Origin of the sequence: Bacteroides faecichinchillae JCM 17102, assembly GCF_000614145.1 — a bacterium.
Lineage (GTDB): Bacteria > Bacteroidota > Bacteroidia > Bacteroidales > Bacteroidaceae > Bacteroides > Bacteroides faecichinchillae.
Genome location: NZ_BAKK01000016.1, coordinates 1 through 16,585 on the forward strand (window position 1 = coordinate 1; position 16,585 = coordinate 16,585).

Sequence of the window (16,585 nt, forward strand, 5' to 3'; positions counted from 1 at the left end):
CACCCCCTAAGAACCCCTCTGCGGAAGCGAGCAAAGCAATCAATTGTAAACAATAAAAACAGAATAGTTATGGCAACAAAATCAAGCATACATATCAAGCCTTGCAACATCGCATCGAGCGAGGCGCACAACCGAAGGACTGCCGAGTATATGCGTAATATCGGGGAGTCCAGAATCTATGTCGTTCCCGAACTTTCCACCGATAACGAACAGTGGATAAATCCCGACTTCGGCACTCCCGAACTGCGGACGCACTATGACAACGTCAAACGAATGGTCAAGGAAAAGACCGGACGTGCCATGCAGGAAAAAGAAAGGGAACGCAAGGGAAAGAATGGAAAGACTATCAAGGTGGCGGGATGTTCCCCCATCCGTGAGGGAGTGTTACTCGTCAGACCAGACACCACACTGGCTGACGTGCGTAAATTCGGCGAGGAGTGCCAAAGGCGTTGGGGCATCACACCGCTTCAAATCTTCCTGCACAAGGACGAGGGGCATTGGCTGAGCGGACACCCCGAAGCCGAAGATAGGGAGAGTTTCCAAATAGGCGAAAGATGGTTCAAACCGAATTATCATGCCCATATCGTTTTCGACTGGATGAACCACGAAACCGGAAAAAGCCGAAAACTTAATGATGAAGATATGACCGAAATGCAGAGCTTGGCATCCGACATTCTAATAATGGAACGTGGGCAGTCAAAGGCCGTCACTGGCAAAGAGCATTTAGAGCGAAACGACTTTATCATTGAAAAACAGAAAGCTGAACTGCAACGTATAGAGGAAACCAAACGACACAAGGAGCAACAAATAAGCTTTGCCGAACAGGAGCTGAAACAGGTAAAATCGGAGATACGCACCGACAAGCTCAAAAGTGTAGCCACTGATGCAGCCACCGCCATAGCAAGTGGTGTCGGTTCTCTTTTCGGCAGCGGTAAATTGAAAGATTTGGAACAATCTAACGAGAATTTACGTCATGAAATAGCCAAACGTGACAAGGGTATTGATGAATTAAAAGCCAAGATGCAACAAATGCAGGAACAGCACGGCAAGCAGATTCGTAACCTGCAAGGAATACATAATCAAGAGCTTGAAACCAAAGACAAGGAAATATCACGATTGAACACCATTCTTGAAAAAGCATTCAACTGGTTCCCATTGCTCAAAGAGATGTTGAGAATGGAAAAACTATGTTATGCTATCGGATTTACCAAAGACATGGTAAACAGTCTTTTGACCAAAAAAGAATCTATCAGGTGTAATGGTAAAATTTATTCCGAAGAGCATAGACGAAGATTTGAAATCAAGAATGATGTTTTCAAAGTGGAGAAAAGTCCGGTCGATGATAACAAATTGGTGCTGACCATAAACCGACAACCGATAGGTGAATGGTTCAAGGAACAATGGAAGAAATTAAGGCAAGGTTTGCGACAGTCTGCGGAAGAGCCAAGAAAAAGTAGAGGGTTCAGAATGTAATTTTGATAGTATTTGATTGTATCTCAATAAAATTAAATATCTTTGTAAGCGGATTGAGGCAACTCTTTCCAAGACATAAGAAAAAAGAAGAAGCGTTATGCTTATCTTGTACTTGAAAACGTAGGAAATTTTCAAATTGGATACAAGGATAGCATAGTGGTTCTCACGCTATAGCGTGGGCTGCTATTGTTACATCCGTATCCAAGGTTTCCTACGACCTTCAAGTAAGAGTGTGGCATACAGTTCCACGCTTCGTGATTTAACCCATCCTTTGTGGAAGCTGGAGGATAAATGTGTAGTGTATGAACGCAATTAAAAATTGGCTATTAGTTTTTTGCACCATTCTATTAGCAAATGGGTGTGCGCCACTTCGAACACCTGTAATAGTAAGGAATGCTCCTATTGAAATGTATAAATACGCATACATTTCTCCGACAAAGGAATTGACATCAAGCACAGGAGGTACATATGGAGGTCAATATGGTATCTATGGCTCTTCAACTACCAAAAGTGTTAATCCGAGTGATGTGATAGCAGGAATATTGATAAAACAGGGGTATATTATATTGCCTGAACTCAAATCCGAATTAGCGAATGAAACCTTAATCGTCAATTATGGCGAGAGTGGTAGGCGTAACAGAGGTTTAGGCTATACAATAGAAGTAACCATACAATTTAGTTCTGCAAAAACCAATGAAATGATATGCTCTTGTACGGCAGAGGGGCAAGGAGAAACAGAAGCAGATGATATTCGCCAAGCCATTAGACGAGCATTGTCAAGTTTATTCCCTGAAAAATAAAATCAATTAATAGCCAATAATATAATAAATTATGAAGAAGCTTATTGTATCATTTGCATTGATGGTTATTACGTTGGCATCGTATGCCCAAGTTTATAAAATGTATAGTACGCGAAACTATCATAACCAGCTTCGTTTAAATACGATGACAGGTGAAGTGCAGCAAATACAAGATGATGGTCAGTCTTGGATTATTTGTAGTGCAAGAGAAATATCTGGAGATAAGGAAAGTAGGTTTTGCCTTTATGAAACACAAAACATGTGGACTTTCATAATGCTTGATACATATACAGGGAAAAATTGGCAAGTTCAATTTAGTGTAAAAGGTGAAGATTATATGTTTGCTGCCCCAATCAACATCTTCTCTCTTGCATATCCCGAAGCAACTTCAAATTGGACTAATAGGTTTCAGATGTTTGCCACCCAAAACATGTGGACTTTCATATTATTAGATTCGTATAATGGACGACTATGGCAAGTCCAATATAGCACACAAGATTTAGATAATCTATTTTGCATACCTATAAACAAAGACGAATTAGGATCTGATAACGAAAAATGTATATTCTCTATTCAACCATTGACAAGCATGTATCAATACTATCTCATAAATGATAGAACAGGTGACATGTGGAAATTCCAATGGAGTACCAAGGGGGATGATTATAGGTGGATTGAAAAATTTAAATAGTCATCATCCTCTGATATGCAGTTGGTTTTACTTATAGTTGTGGTTTCTCTTGTTGCTATTTCTGTTATTGCAGTAGCCACAATACGAATACGCCTAAAAAACAAGTCCAAGGAACTTTCAGAAAAGTTAAACCACATATCTTCTTATAGCAATAAATCCAATTATGAGCAAGCAAAAGAGAGATTGTCGGCATTAAACAACGAAGCATTTATTGATATTCCGACCGACCTTAATAATGTTTTTTCATGTAAGATAATCTCTGCAACGCAAGAAAAGGATTTCACAAATCATTATATACCATATTTTCAAGAGGCGCATTCATTAGTCAAGAGACTTGAAGCCTTCAATATCACTCCATCTGTAGCAATCTCAAACCTAATTCGTGACTTTGGGAATATCAATAAGATTGTCGAGCAACATAATGATGCGGTTATAAATTCTTTACTTGATACACATAAAGAATTTTTCGACCATTGTTTGAAATATCCATTGGACAAGCAGCAAAGACGCTCAATCGTTTCAGAAGAAGATAATTGCTTGGTTGTTAGTAGCGCAGGTAGTGGAAAGACCTCTTCTATTGTTGGAAAAGTCAAGTATCTAACAGAAATAAAAGGCATTGTACCTCATAGAATCTTACTCATTAGTTACACGAACAAAGCAGCAGCCGAACTTACGGAAAGAATGGCTACTAACGGCTTGAAAGGTTATACTTTTCATAAATTAGCCATTGATATTATTGGAAGAGCAACAGGCACAAAACCATCTATTTGCGATAATACTGATTCTTTATTCGTAGATATTTATCACACTTTATTAGGGAATAAGGATTTTAAGAATAGTATAGTAGAATATTTTATTGATTATCAATCCAATGAAGCGGATTGGGAGCAACGCAAGAATGAAAGGCGAAAAAAGTTATCGGAACAAAAAAATGTTCAGTTAAAAGCAATGTGTCCCGATATGGATGGTCGAGCCATATATGTGAGAAGTGAGCAAGAGCAAAAGATATGCTTTGTCTTGTCTTCACTTGGAGTAAGATTCAGATATGAAGAGGCATACGAACATCAATTGGCAGATGAAATGCACTCTCAATATCGCCCCGATTTTTCCATATATTTCGAGCAAAATGGAGTAACCAAACGAATCTATCTGGAGCATTTCGGGGTTGATGAACATGGTCTTGTTCCAGCTTGGTTTGCAAAGGATAAAAATATAACATACGAAGAAGCCAATCAAAAATATAATGATGGTATAACTTGGAAGAAAGCAGCTCATGAGAAATTTGGCACTCAACTTTTAGTAACATCAAGTGCTGATTTCCATTATTCTGATATTAGGGATAAACTCCGTAAACTATTAGATGATGCAGGTGTACCAATTCAAGAGAAAACGGATGAAGAGTTATATGATTTAGTTTTACCCAAAGGAAGTAAGCAGGAAAAGGCATTTATACGACTTGTTGTTACTTTTGTGACATTAGTGAAATCAAGCTGTAAATCAGTTAAGGACGTTCTTAAACGAGCGAAGTATGCAGAGGATGAACGGAGTGTTTTTATTATCAAGAATATATTCCAGCCTGTATATGAACGCTATATAAGCGCATTAAGAGATAATAACCAAATTGATTTTACTGATGCGATTCTTCAAGCCACAGAAATATGTCGTGTTTCACGTCCTGTTGAGTATGATTATATCATCGTGGACGAGTTTCAAGACATATCTGTTGACCGTTATAACTTTTTGAAAGTGTTGCGTGAGGGAAATCCACCAGCAAAGTTGTATTGCGTAGGCGATGACTGGCAGTCCATATATCGTTTTTCGGGAAGTGATATGGCTCTTTTCAATCAATTCTCCGAATACTTTGGAGCAACAGAAATAAATAAGATTGAAACCACATACAGATTTGGAGAACCTTTGGTTTCGTTGTCCTCTCATTTCATACAACGCAATAAATCACAAATTCAGAAAGATATACACTCGTTCAGTTCTGAAATGAAAACAGAATTGGAGTTTTATTCTTATGACAGACGTGATTATTGCAATACGATAGGGCAACTTGTAGCTTCTATTCCATCAGACAAATCAATATTTTTGTTGGGACGTTATTCCTTTGATGATTATTATCTCTCTTTTATGTACCAATCCATCAAAGAGGGCAATAGGTTCTTTTATGTGATAGGAGGACGAAAAATCGAGTTTTTGACTGTACATAAATCGAAAGGTCTTGAAGCAGATTACGTAATACTCTTGCAATGCAATAAAGACACTTATGGCTTCCCATCTCTTGTGAGTGACGACCCTGTGCTTAACTATGTACTAACTAAAAGCGACCAATTCCCATATGGAGAAGAACGTAGATTGTTTTATGTAGCAATAACAAGGGCAAAGATGAAAACTCTTGTGCTATATGACAAGCGTTTCCCCTCTGTATTTGTGGATGAATTTTTGCATCCTGAAAAGGTTTCAGAAGAGAGTTATGTGAAGCACCCCAATGCCAATAAAAGATGGACAAGAAGTGCAGACCAATTTCTATTGAAACTGCATAATGAGGGTAAGAGCGTCAAATATATTGCAAACAAAATGGGCAGAAGTCAAACGTCAATTGTTATGCGATTGAATAAACTTAATCAATAATAATGCTCTATTTTTACCCAATAACATTGGTTGTGTCCCTATTTTCAAGTATAAATCTTAAATAATACAAAAGCACCCAATTTTACATTCTTGGGTGTAAAATTGGGTGCTTGTTTTACAATCTGCTGATTTTCAGCGTTTATTGCGGAGAGAGGGGGATTCGAACCCCCGATACACTTTTGGCGTATACACGCTTTCCAGGCGTGCCTCTTCAACCACTCGAGCATCTCTCCTCGTTTCGGGGCGCAAAAGTAGAAGAAGTTTTTGAAATTAGCAAACATCTGATGCAAATTATTACACATCAATAAATTCAACGATTTTATATTGACGCATTGAATTTCATTAAAGAACTCAAAAAGCAAATGAATAAGCCAATATTATTAAAGGAAATTGCATGAAAGCTTAATTTTGTTTATCTTTGCAAATCAATTATTTAATAACTCTATTACTCACTTTTTAATCTAGAATATGCAAACCATCCGTCGAGTTCTTTTTACTCTTATCACTATCTTATGTATCAGTTCAGGTATTAAGGCTGAAATAAATCCCCAACCTTTTATTATCCCTGAAATTAAAGAATGGAAAGGAGCTACCGGTAACTTTACACCTACTGAAAAAAGTAGAATTGTATGCGCTGATAAGAATCCTGAATTAATGCGCATAGCAAACATGTTTGCTGAAGACTATAAAATCATGTTCGGTATCAAACCGGAAATAATACAAGGGAAGGGAGCAAGTGGAGACTTTATTCTTTCTATCCATGCAGATAAAAAACTGGGTAAAGAAGGATATGCCATCAAGATTACTGATCGGATACAGCTCTCAGCTCCCGAAAACATGGGCGTTTATTGGGGCACACGTACTTTATTGCAAATAGCCGAACAAACGGATAATCATAGTTTTCCTAAAGGCAAAATTCGTGATTTCCCCGACTATGCCATTCGCGGCTTCATGATCGATTGTGGACGTAAGTTCATTCCTCTTACTTTTCTACAAGATTATGTAAAGATCATGGCTTATTATAAAATGAATACGCTACAGATACATCTCAACGACAATGGTTTTAAACAATATTTTGAACATGATTGGAACAAGACATATGCGGCATTCCGATTGGAATCAGATACTTATCCGGGTTTAACCGCAAGAGATGGCTTTTATACCAAACGTGAATTTATTGATTTGCAGAAACAGGCAGAAAACTGTTTTGTAGAAATCATACCAGAAATAGATGCTCCGGCACATACCTTGGCTTTCACTCACTACAAACCGGAAATAGGAAGTAAGGAATACGGCATGGATCATCTGGACTTGTTCAAACCTGAAACTTATGAATTCATGGATGGGTTATTCAAAGAATATCTGGAAGGAAAAGATCCTGTGTTCCGAGGCAAACGAGTACATATCGGGACAGACGAATACTCTAACAAAAACAAGGATGTAGTAGAAAAATTTCGCGAATTTACTGATCATTATATTCGTTACGTAGAAAGTTATGGAAAACAAGCCTGCGTATGGGGTGCATTGACACATGCCCAAGGAGATACCCCGGTAAAATCTGAAAATGTAATTATGAGTGCTTGGTATAATGGTTATGCTGATCCCGTAGAAATGATTAAGCAAGGATACAAATTAATTAGTATTCCAGATGGACTGGTTTACATGGTACCGGCGGCCGGTTATTATCATGATTATTTAAATACAAAATCTCTATATCAAAGTTGGACTCCTGCCCATATTGGTAACGTTGAATTTAATGAAAAAGATCCCGCTATATTGGAGGAATGTTTGCTATATGGAATGACCATGTCGGCAATGGCATATCAACCAAAGATATTCATCATCGCGTTTATCCGGCACTGCAAACACTGGCCGTTAAAATGTGGACAGGCAAAAATCCAACCTTACCATATGAAGATTTTGATAACCAACGTAATCTTATTAGTGAAGCACCGGGAGTTAACCAACTGGGACGTATCCTCCGACAAGCGGGAATAGTTTATGAACAGGCTTCTGTTACACCGGGTAGTCGAACACCTTATCGAGAAATCGGTTACAATTATCTGGTATCTTTTGACATTACCGGAGCAAATGAAACACAAGGTACAGAATTATTTCGTTCACCAAATGCTGTCTTCTACCTATCTGATCCAATTAAAGGTATGTTAGGGTTTGCACGAGACGGCTATTTAAACACTTTCAATTATCGCATTTTACCAGGAGAACATACCACTATCAGTATTGAAGGTGATAATCATTCTACACGATTATACATCAAAGGAAAGTTAGTGGAAGAAATGAATATTCAGAAAAGATTTTTTAATGGAGGGAAAGATTCTATGAGTTATGTCCGTACATTAGTATTTCCGCTGGAACAGGCAGGTAATTTCAAGAGTAAAATAACTAATCTAAAAGTTGTTAGCAAATAAAAAGGTGTTTTATCTGGCATAATTTGCAATGCGCATTCATTCTTATCATATTCTAATATTAGGAAAAGTTATGCGAATACCCAATCTATGCCAACCATTGTTTAGTGATAATTATAAATTTAATTCCATCACCCATATAAGTTCCTCTGATGAAATGAATTAGGCTAATAGTGAAACAAAATTCATTTATTTGGTGGAGATTTAATTAATATATTATATATTTCCCAAATGTATTTTTGAATCTTTTGCAACAAATATGAAAGCATTTTGAATATCAAGAGAGTTTTCTTTTTACTATTTTTTTCATTAATAGTATTATAAGAAAGTTTCAAATTTATAAGTAGATAGGATTAGAAGAGGGTCTAATAATCAGAATATATATATCATATCCCCAAAGTAAAAAAGATCAAATCTGACATGCTAATTATCCTACCAGCATTACCATCCGTAACAACCGTTATGGAAGTTACGACCTGATAAAGCATTCTCTCGGCAACAACCGCTCATTGGTGAACGATCAGGTTCATGACGTAATAGAGGACAGTGAAGGTGAACTTTGGTTTGCAACCAGTAACGATTACTTTCCCGGAAGAAACAACCATCTCCATAAAACAAAATTTATCTCTCCCCGGTCAAAAACATACATACAAATCGTACTTTGCTCAGTCAAGTTTAAACAGCATTTGAAGATAAAAAACAAACCAGTCAATTGTACTAATACTTTGGACTGTAAATTCATAGCCTCTGTTAAGGAATGAATAGAGAGGAACATAGGAAACTCGGATTTTAATGTAGACATGGTCAGATTCTCAGATGCAAAATATACCCGTTAGGTATTAAAATTACAATATAAATCCTAGTAAATTTAATATAAATCAGAAGATTGATGATCAATAACAAATCTCACTTACCTGAGCCCCCAGTGTCTTAAACATATCGTTCCTCCTCAGTTATAATCATCCCGTTTGCCCTAACTGAAACGAAATGAAAGACATCTGGTATTTTTAAGGAATGATTCGGTTGAGACACATAGGGGCAATGCAAATGAGATTACAGGAATTTTATTCCTAGTTCTTTCTAATTATCAGATATCCACTCTTTCCTGTGTTTTTCTACTACCATAAGCACCAGCGACACAACACAATACAGCCCCTAACAGAATAGCAAAAAATGAAATCAGAGCAGAACGTGCAGCCGCATCTGTTGCCTTATCGGCAGCTACCAGTGCCTTATGTTTGAATTCTTTCAATTCTTGTGCTGCTTGTTGCAAATTGACTTCCAAATTGTCTATCTGTTGTCCGGCTTCCATACGTGCATTATCTATCAGATTCATATACTGTTCAACCGTCTTATCCGCTTCTGACTTAGACATATTTGTATTGTTAGCTATAGCTTTAGCCAAATCATTTCGGTTTATATTCCGACTAAGTTTTTCCGCACGTTGTTTCAAGCGCTCCAAGAAGCTGTTGATAGTTTCCTCCATTTCCTGAGGAGACGCAACAATTTTCTTGACAGATTTACTTAAGTCACCTTTTACTTCCTCCAGTTGCTTATTTAAATAGTCTGGATGCAATTCTTTCACATTACTTTTGATAAGTGCTGTACGGATATTCTGTGGTATATTTCCTTCTTTCAAAGTTGCATTGAAATCGATCCCAGCAAATAGTTTCTCCGCTTCTTCAGACAATGCAGAAACTCCGCTTCCAACAACATTACTTGCTCCAGACAGAACGCCACCTGTCACAGATGAAATAGCTCCAAGTGCATTCGCTGTCATTTTTGCTGTACCTACAGCTAAAAAGATTCCAAGTACTACGGCTACAATCAGTGTGGTAGCCCAAACCAAAAATCCATGTATTATACCATCTACCCCGGCCAGCTTTCCGGCTACAAAACCACCTGCAGCCATGCCAACAACCAAAATAATAGCGGAACCAATCCCTACAGCTGTACCTATGCCAGAAGCTGGATGTCCATCCAAGGGATCAAACATAAATAATCCGATACTCGAATTCAGAATAGACAGTAGCACAGATATTGCTAATACTGTCATGACACCACCTAAAACACTCCCCCAGGACACTCTGCCCTTCAGTTCTGCAAAACTTAAATTTTTCATAATTGTTAGGTTTTTAATTAATACTAAAAATGATACTTCATAAAAAAAAACAGCACTAAAGAATATTTGTTTGACTAATATTTGTCATCATAATAAATTTTTGTGTTAAAAAACACATAAATATATAAAGTTATATTGGAGAGCATTATATACAAATTCTGAAGATATATACCTTAATATCTGTAATGTGTATTTATAGATAATATAGGATCCATAGGCTTTTTACTTCTTAAATAGTTGTTAATTCCGTCCTTCTTTCCGAACTATCCTTTTTTATGGTCTGTTTCTTAGATAAAGTTCAGTGACAAAGTAATTCATTATCTTGTATACAATCATAACTATACAAATGACAATATAACGTGTGTGAAATTTTATTGTATTACCATTAATTTATTTTTAATTATGAAAAGATCTATCTTTGTATTAGCACTAAGCATGGGTATCTTTACCATGCATGCGCAAAATGAGCGAACGGCCCTTGAAGGCACACGTCTTGGCGATAACTGGTCTATTGAACTAAAAGCTGGTGCTGTGACACCTCTTACCCACAGCGCTTTCTTCAAAAATGCCCGGCCGGCTTTCGGATTCGGAATCGGAAAACAACTCACTCCAACATTCGGTCTGGGTATCCAAGGTATGGGATATGTAAATACCTCGAGTAGCAAGACCGCATTTGATGCTTCCGAAGTGAGCTTACTCGGCAAAGTCAACCTGATGAATCTCTTTGGAAGCTATACAGGTGAACCACGCGTTTTTGAAATCGAAGCCCTAACAGGTATAGGTTGGCTACATTACTATCAGAATGGTCCCGGAGATACCAACTCATGGTCCACACGCTTTGGTCTAAACTTGAACTTCAATCTAGGTGAGGAAAAGGCATGGACACTCGGTATCAAACCAGCCGTTGTATATGATATGCAAGGAGACTTCAACAAAAACAAAAGTCGTTTCAATGTCAATAATGCAGCTTTTGAACTGACTGCCGGAATAACCTACCATTTCATGTGTAGCAACGGTACACATCATTTCACGACCGTTAAACCATACGACCCAATAGAAATAAAAGAACTGAATGATGCGGTCAACAACCTGCGGTCACAATTGAACGATAAAGATTTGCAGCTAAACAATGCTTTGCAACAGACAAACAATCTGCAAAAAGAACTGGCTGACTGCAGAACCCAGACTACCAACACAGAAACCATAGTAAAGACCAATCGCATTCCTGAATCCATCATTACCTTCCGGCAAGGAAAGTCAGTAGTTGACGCATCCCAACTACCTAACGTAGAACGTGTAGCCAATTACATGAAAAAGCATCCTGAAGCTAAAGTTATCATCAAGGGATATGCTTCTCCTGAAGCAACCTCGCTTTCAATGAGAAATTGGCAAAAGCACGTGCCGAATCTGTGAAGGCTATCCTTGTAAAAAAATATAAAATCAATAATACTCGCATTACTGCCGAAGGACAGGGAATCGGTGACATGTTCTCCGAACCAGACTGGAACCGCGTCAGCATTTGTACTATTGAAGAAGGTAAATAAATTCCAGCTGTAAGCGGAAGATAAATTCGGATAAAATAACTTTTCTAATTTCATTTCCCCCCTTCACTTCTTTCCTGTTTTTCAGTAAAAAGTGAAGGGGGTATCAACAAAATATATTATGGACTTACATTCAGGATTACCCTATTGGATCGTCAGAAATTCTTTATTGGACTATTATCACCCTTTAGAGAATGATCTGACAACAGATATCGCCATCATAGGCTCAGGCATAACGGGTGCCTTGATGGCCCACGAATTGTGTCGTGCCGGAATAGAATGTTGCATCATTGACAAACGCAGCATCGCAACCGGAAGTTCCGCGGCAAGTACTGCCTTACTACAATATGAAATAGATGTTCCCCTTTACCGGATGGCAGGAATCATCGGCGAAAAAAATGCTGAGACAGCTTACCATGCATGTCTGCAATCCATTACTGATATCAAAAAAGTATTGGAGGAAACAGGAGTCGATGCAGGATACGAACAACTGCCCAGCCTCTTTTATGCCAGTAGTCCGGCAGATAACAAGCTTCTGGAACAAGAATATGAAATGCGGAGAAAGCATAAGCTACCAGTCAGTCTGCTCAAGAAGAAGGAAGCCAAAGAACGATTCAATGTAGAAACGCCCGGCAATGCTTTAGTAAATGAAACATCTGCACAAATTGATGCATATAGAGCTGCAACCGGACTACTGACCTATCATATAAAGGAAAATGGACTGAAAGTTTTTACCCATACCGACATAAAGGAGTGCACCGAAACGTCTGATGGCTGTATCATGACAACAGATAAAGGATATAAAATTAAATGTGGATATGCAATCATTGCAACAGGATTCGAAGCCGGCCAATTCCTTCCCAAAGTAATCATGGATTTGACTTCCACCTACGCACTCATATCCCACCCAGTAGCTCCTGAATACTTATGGCCAACACATTGCCTGATTTGGGAAACAGCTGATCCATATTTATATATCCGAACCACTGACGGAAACCGGATTATTATAGGCGGTGAGGATGAAAAATTCAGCGACCCACAGCGTCGTGATTCACTACTCAGAAATAAAACCCACATCTTGGAGAAAAAATTCAGAAAACTATTGCCCAATATCCCTTTCAAAACAGAGATGGCATGGTGTGGCACATTCAGTACTACCAAAGATGGATTGCCTTTCATCGGCAACTGGCCCGACAAGAAACGTATCTTTTTCGACTTAGGATATGGTGGAAACGGAATCACTTTCAGCATGATTGGAGCACAAATAATCTGCCATATGCTACAAGGCATTAAAGATGAACGCAGCTCTGTATTCGGCTACAAAAGAATTGAGAAATATTGGTAAGGGCAAATGCTTCTCACGAGAAAAACAAAAAACTTCAGAATACTTTTCTAGGCATGGGTTTTGCTGTTTTTATTTATAAAACACACAATCCATGCTTATTTTATACAAATACTCACGAATTGCCAACACATATCCTATACACAAATATCCCAAAACAAAATGCATTGGTCACTATTATCAACCAACGCATTTCTTGTTTTAAGATATTCTCATCCAGCCAACTTAAATAGTTATACAACCATCAGTACCTTTCAAGACCGGTTCCCAACCACTGTGTCATACGAGGCTTGCCATAAAAATAATAGAACAGCAAACCTATCCAACTGGTTAAAACGACTAGTACAATAGCTATCAGCCTTCTTTCTACCGGTGCATGAATGCGCCATATCTCCAAAGCAGCTTTAATAGTCAGAACCAGTCCAATAATCCATATTACGAATCCAACCATAATTTACTTATATGTTAAGATATAACTACTAACGGAATGATATACTCAAAAATCAGTCAAGTTTTTTGCTTGCTTCTTTTTTTACTTCATTATATCCTTCCTTGATTTCTTTCTTAGCTTTTTCAGTGCCTTGTTTGACATCCTTCTTCGCATCATTCCATGTATCCTTTACAGCATCGGCACCATCTTGAATTTTATCAGATACCTTGTCTGCTGCATCATTGATGCCCTCTTTTACTTTTTCAACCTGATGTTGCGTTCTGTTCTGCTCTTTTTTATCACGGCAAGACGTGAAAGACAGTACCAAGGTCAATACAAAAACTACTAATGATATTTTTTTCATATTCATTCAAATTTAATTACTATTAGACAACCCGTTTTTTTCTCGGGTTGCCTATATAAACTCTAAAGTTTTAAACTCTTACTTCTTCTCTGTCTTCTTGCATGAGGTTGAAGATTTGCATTCTTTGGTCTGAACACCCTTTTTCGTATCTTTTACCTCTTCCTGTTTCTTTTCAGTTTTCTTTTTCATAATTTAAATGTATTATAGTTAATACTAACAACAGCTAACGACTATTTTATTGCAAATACTTGCATCAAGACATCTCTTTTTATTAAAAGCAGCCTACAGTAATTAGCATATGGGTTGTCAACAAATTCCCTGTTCAAGCTTATTTTTTCATGTCGGAAGCCATCGTATGCATTTTACTTTTAAAATCGTCCGCTTTCTCAGCAAGGTCCAAGGTTTTATCAGCCACCTTGTCCGCTACAATCTTTCCAGCATCTACCGCTTTCTCCTTGGTTTCATCCAACATGTCTTCCGCTTGTCCAGCTATTTTATGAAAAGTATCACATACTTTTTCTTTCAATTTCTTGGCTTTTGATGTACGTGAAAAACGATAAGCCAAAGCACCGATGACCGAACCTATTCCTAGACCAATCCATAAACTAGAATTTCTATTCTCCATAATTAAGTTGTTTTTAAAAGGTTAAAATAATTATTGTTCAATTTTCTTTTTATTATTAAACAACGAAACAATCCACAACAATACGACAGCTCCTACAATCGAAGTAAACAGACTACCCAACAGCCCCGTCGTTGCAATTCCTAGTAGACCGAACATCCACCCGCCTAAGACACCACCAACAATACCCACTAGCAGGTTGATAAAGAGACCAAAGCCTCCACCCCGCATGAGTTTACCAGCAATAAATCCGGCAATAATTCCGATAATAATGTACCATAAAAAATACATAGACTGATTTTTTTAAGTTATACACTCCGTTTTAAATTTACATGTAAATATATAGATCGATATATCATCTACTTATTTTAAATATTAATACATACTTTTCAATCTTTTATATTGTCATCACTTTATCTGTCTGAGGGTACTAGAACATAAACAAACTATTGCCCTAATAACAGAACTAACTATTAACCTGGTCCGCAAATCAAAACTTAGACTTTTCATGGCTATAGATTTTAACAATAAAACAATCCAGATAACTTACCGTTTTAAAATTATGCAGTTTCTATCAGTTAGCACACTCCCATACACATTCCACAGTCCCATTTCTACAAACTGGCTATTCAGGATGTAACTAACTTTAATCCCTGACATATACTGAAAAACACAGTATAAAAAAAAATAGTTCAAGCAACAAAAACGGAATTAACATCATTTTTTGCTTTATACAAAATTAAAAAAATCTCGCATATTAACGTCAACACTCTTTATATGTGTAACAATATATGGCAAACAAACTTAATCAAACATTTGTTGTTTACATGAAAAGAGGATCGTTCTTCTTTTAAAGAAACATTTTATTAACTAAATGCCTTAATTATGAAAAATTAATTTTACTAGCCATGGTTGCAATCGCATCAGTGGGCATGAATGCCCAAACAGTTAAAGGTGAAGGTTCCTTGATGGGAAATATCGGTTATCAGACCAATTATGAAAGGTTTGGCCTGGGAGTTCAGGGACGCTATGCTATAGCTAATAATCTTCGGATTGCTCCCGATGTGACTTTCTACTTTCCTAAAGACAAAGTTACTGGACTGGATGTAAACGTGAATTTCCATTATGTATTTAACTTTAAAAAAGATGGTCAAGGATTTTCTGTTTATCCTCTTGCAGGTATCGGTATGCAAAACAATTTCTATGGGAAAGAAAGTGTTGAAATAGACGGGAAAGAAGTGGAAATAGACCGAAGTAACTCCACCAAATTTGCCTTCAACGTAGGAGGAGGTATCACATTACCTATTACGGAACGCAGTTATTTGAACGCTGAAGCAAAATTCATGTTTGCTAAAGATGACAATGTGTCAATCATGCTGGGATATGGATACAGATTCTAAAAAACAATATAAAGACAATTCAGCGTTTCTCAAATGATAAATACAATTATCAAATGTTATTTCAGACCTTCATATAATCTTAATATGGACTTTTCCCATGTCTCTTGTTGTTGGAATATCAGCATTTAATTACGTATTTCAGCGATATTTGATTTTTGCGGAATAGATAATGATTTAGTAACGAAACGTTGTCTTTTCAAGGGATCAAGCGTAAATCCTGATTGGTGATTTTTCTTCTATTAAAACAGTAACGGTAAACCGTAAGTATAGTGACGGTATATGGTTATTATACCGTCACTATCATAAGCACATAGCGTCACTGTTTTTACATAATACTAAATAAAATTTTAAAATACGTTTATTTTAATTCCAACAAAGATTTAGACTTGATCCTATTCAAATTCTGTTACTGTCTTGGGAACAAGACCTAAAAGTAATAAAAAACCTACAAATCAATGATTTGTAGGTTTTTATACGCTTTCTTTCCTCTTTATCTAATAAATTTAGCGGAGAGACAGGGATTCGAACCCCGGGTACCTCGCAGTACAACGGTTTTCAAGACCGCCGCAATCGACCACTCTGCCACCTCTCCAAAACTTCTTTATCAGAAGTGCTTTTTGTTAAAAGCGGTGCAAAGATACAAATCATTTTCCAATTTACAAGAATTTCCGAATATTTTTTGAAAAACTATTTTCCAAATAATCCCTATTTATAGGTATTTTGTGTTGAAAAGCATAAAA

At 37.2% G+C, this 16,585-nt stretch carries 11 protein-coding genes, 2 tRNA genes and 3 pseudogenes; 9 read left to right on the plus strand and 7 right to left on the minus strand.

Translation table 11 applies throughout. The features are described from left to right. Nucleotides 1–69 precede the first annotated feature (69 nt). From JCM17102_RS09955 to JCM17102_RS09970, 4 genes are all read left to right on the plus strand, one after another. Nucleotides 70–1,473, plus strand: coding sequence for a hypothetical protein (locus tag JCM17102_RS09955; protein ID WP_025075005.1), 1,404 nt, complete (start codon nucleotides 70–72; stop codon nucleotides 1,471–1,473). A gap of 302 nt (nucleotides 1,474–1,775) precedes the next feature. Then, nucleotides 1,776–2,273, plus strand: a complete 498-nt coding sequence (locus JCM17102_RS09960) for a hypothetical protein (protein ID WP_009128705.1) — start codon at nucleotides 1,776–1,778, stop codon at nucleotides 2,271–2,273. 31 nt (nucleotides 2,274–2,304) lie between these two features. Continuing rightward, nucleotides 2,305–2,964: a hypothetical protein gene (locus JCM17102_RS09965; protein WP_009128706.1), complete on the plus strand. Its 660-nt coding sequence runs from the start codon at nucleotides 2,305–2,307 to the stop codon at nucleotides 2,962–2,964. 15 nt (nucleotides 2,965–2,979) lie between these two features. Continuing rightward, nucleotides 2,980–5,598: a UvrD-helicase domain-containing protein gene (locus JCM17102_RS09970; protein ID WP_025075006.1), complete on the plus strand. Its 2,619-nt coding sequence runs from the start codon at nucleotides 2,980–2,982 to the stop codon at nucleotides 5,596–5,598. Between the two features lie 145 nt (nucleotides 5,599–5,743). On the opposite strand, the gene JCM17102_RS09975 is transcribed toward JCM17102_RS09970, so the two are convergent. Further along, a tRNA-Ser gene (locus JCM17102_RS09975) sits at nucleotides 5,744–5,831 on the minus strand. A 235-nt stretch (nucleotides 5,832–6,066) separates the two neighbouring features. Between JCM17102_RS09975 and JCM17102_RS27080 the strand changes: the two are divergent. Both JCM17102_RS27080 and JCM17102_RS32440 read left to right on the plus strand, forming a co-directional pair. Further along, nucleotides 6,067–8,027 (plus strand): annotated as a pseudogene (locus JCM17102_RS27080) (beta-N-acetylhexosaminidase). 419 nt (nucleotides 8,028–8,446) lie between these two features. Continuing rightward, a pseudogene (locus JCM17102_RS32440) lies at nucleotides 8,447–8,606 on the plus strand (two-component regulator propeller domain-containing protein); the annotation flags it as partial. Nucleotides 8,607–9,111: 505 nt separating this feature from the next. On the opposite strand, the gene JCM17102_RS09990 reads toward JCM17102_RS32440, so the two are convergent. Then, nucleotides 9,112–10,146, minus strand: coding sequence for a YrzE family protein (locus tag JCM17102_RS09990; protein WP_025075008.1), 1,035 nt, complete (start codon nucleotides 10,144–10,146; stop codon nucleotides 9,112–9,114). Nucleotides 10,147–10,548: 402 nt separating this feature from the next. Here JCM17102_RS09990 and JCM17102_RS27085 point away from each other — a divergent pair. Both JCM17102_RS27085 and JCM17102_RS10000 read left to right on the plus strand, forming a co-directional pair. Continuing rightward, nucleotides 10,549–11,690: pseudogene (locus JCM17102_RS27085) on the plus strand (OmpA family protein). 118 nt (nucleotides 11,691–11,808) lie between these two features. Further along, complete coding sequence (locus JCM17102_RS10000; RefSeq protein ID WP_025075009.1) at nucleotides 11,809–13,032, plus strand: NAD(P)/FAD-dependent oxidoreductase; 1,224 nt, start codon at nucleotides 11,809–11,811, stop codon at nucleotides 13,030–13,032. Between the two features lie 241 nt (nucleotides 13,033–13,273). On the opposite strand, the gene JCM17102_RS10005 is transcribed toward JCM17102_RS10000, so the two are convergent. The 4 genes from JCM17102_RS10005 to JCM17102_RS10025 all read right to left on the minus strand — a co-directional run bounded on the left by JCM17102_RS10005 (nucleotide 13,274) and on the right by JCM17102_RS10025 (nucleotide 14,736). Continuing rightward, nucleotides 13,274–13,480: a hypothetical protein gene (locus JCM17102_RS10005; RefSeq protein WP_025075010.1), complete on the minus strand. Its 207-nt coding sequence runs from the start codon at nucleotides 13,478–13,480 to the stop codon at nucleotides 13,274–13,276. A 52-nt stretch (nucleotides 13,481–13,532) separates the two neighbouring features. After that, complete coding sequence (locus JCM17102_RS10010) at nucleotides 13,533–13,823, minus strand: YtxH domain-containing protein (RefSeq protein ID WP_025075011.1); 291 nt, start codon at nucleotides 13,821–13,823, stop codon at nucleotides 13,533–13,535. A gap of 328 nt (nucleotides 13,824–14,151) precedes the next feature. Continuing rightward, the gene (locus JCM17102_RS10020; RefSeq protein WP_025075012.1) at nucleotides 14,152–14,448 is read right to left on the minus strand and encodes a YtxH domain-containing protein; all 297 of its coding nucleotides are present in this window, start codon (nucleotides 14,446–14,448) and stop codon (nucleotides 14,152–14,154) included. Nucleotides 14,449–14,478: 30 nt separating this feature from the next. Beyond that, nucleotides 14,479–14,736, minus strand: a complete 258-nt coding sequence (locus JCM17102_RS10025; protein WP_025075013.1) for a GlsB/YeaQ/YmgE family stress response membrane protein — start codon at nucleotides 14,734–14,736, stop codon at nucleotides 14,479–14,481. A gap of 617 nt (nucleotides 14,737–15,353) precedes the next feature. On the opposite strand from JCM17102_RS10025, the gene JCM17102_RS10030 reads away from it, so the two are divergent. Next, the gene (locus JCM17102_RS10030) at nucleotides 15,354–15,845 is read left to right on the plus strand and encodes an outer membrane protein (RefSeq protein WP_025075014.1); all 492 of its coding nucleotides are present in this window, start codon (nucleotides 15,354–15,356) and stop codon (nucleotides 15,843–15,845) included. Nucleotides 15,846–16,352: 507 nt separating this feature from the next. On the opposite strand, the gene JCM17102_RS10035 is transcribed toward JCM17102_RS10030, so the two are convergent. Then, a tRNA-Ser gene (locus JCM17102_RS10035) sits at nucleotides 16,353–16,437 on the minus strand. Between the last annotated feature and the right edge of the window lie 148 nt (nucleotides 16,438–16,585).

Coding starts and splice junctions, on each gene's coding strand:
- JCM17102_RS09965 (WP_009128706.1), top strand. CDS start 2,305: ATGAAGAAGCTTATTGTATCATTTGCATTGATGGTTATTACGTTGGCA.
- JCM17102_RS10010 (WP_025075011.1), bottom strand. CDS start 13,823: ATGAAAAAAATATCATTAGTAGTTTTTGTATTGACCTTGGTACTGTCT.
- JCM17102_RS09990 (WP_025075008.1), bottom strand. CDS start 10,146: ATGAAAAATTTAAGTTTTGCAGAACTGAAGGGCAGAGTGTCCTGGGGG.
- JCM17102_RS09960 (WP_009128705.1), top strand. CDS start 1,776: ATGAACGCAATTAAAAATTGGCTATTAGTTTTTTGCACCATTCTATTA.
- JCM17102_RS10000 (WP_025075009.1), top strand. CDS start 11,809: ATGGACTTACATTCAGGATTACCCTATTGGATCGTCAGAAATTCTTTA.
- JCM17102_RS10005 (WP_025075010.1), bottom strand. CDS start 13,480: ATGGTTGGATTCGTAATATGGATTATTGGACTGGTTCTGACTATTAAA.
- JCM17102_RS10020 (WP_025075012.1), bottom strand. CDS start 14,448: ATGGAGAATAGAAATTCTAGTTTATGGATTGGTCTAGGAATAGGTTCG.
- JCM17102_RS10025 (WP_025075013.1), bottom strand. CDS start 14,736: ATGTATTTTTTATGGTACATTATTATCGGAATTATTGCCGGATTTATT.
- JCM17102_RS09970 (WP_025075006.1), top strand. CDS start 2,980: ATGCAGTTGGTTTTACTTATAGTTGTGGTTTCTCTTGTTGCTATTTCT.
- JCM17102_RS09955 (WP_025075005.1), top strand. CDS start 70: ATGGCAACAAAATCAAGCATACATATCAAGCCTTGCAACATCGCATCG.
- JCM17102_RS10030 (WP_025075014.1), top strand. CDS start 15,354: ATGGTTGCAATCGCATCAGTGGGCATGAATGCCCAAACAGTTAAAGGT.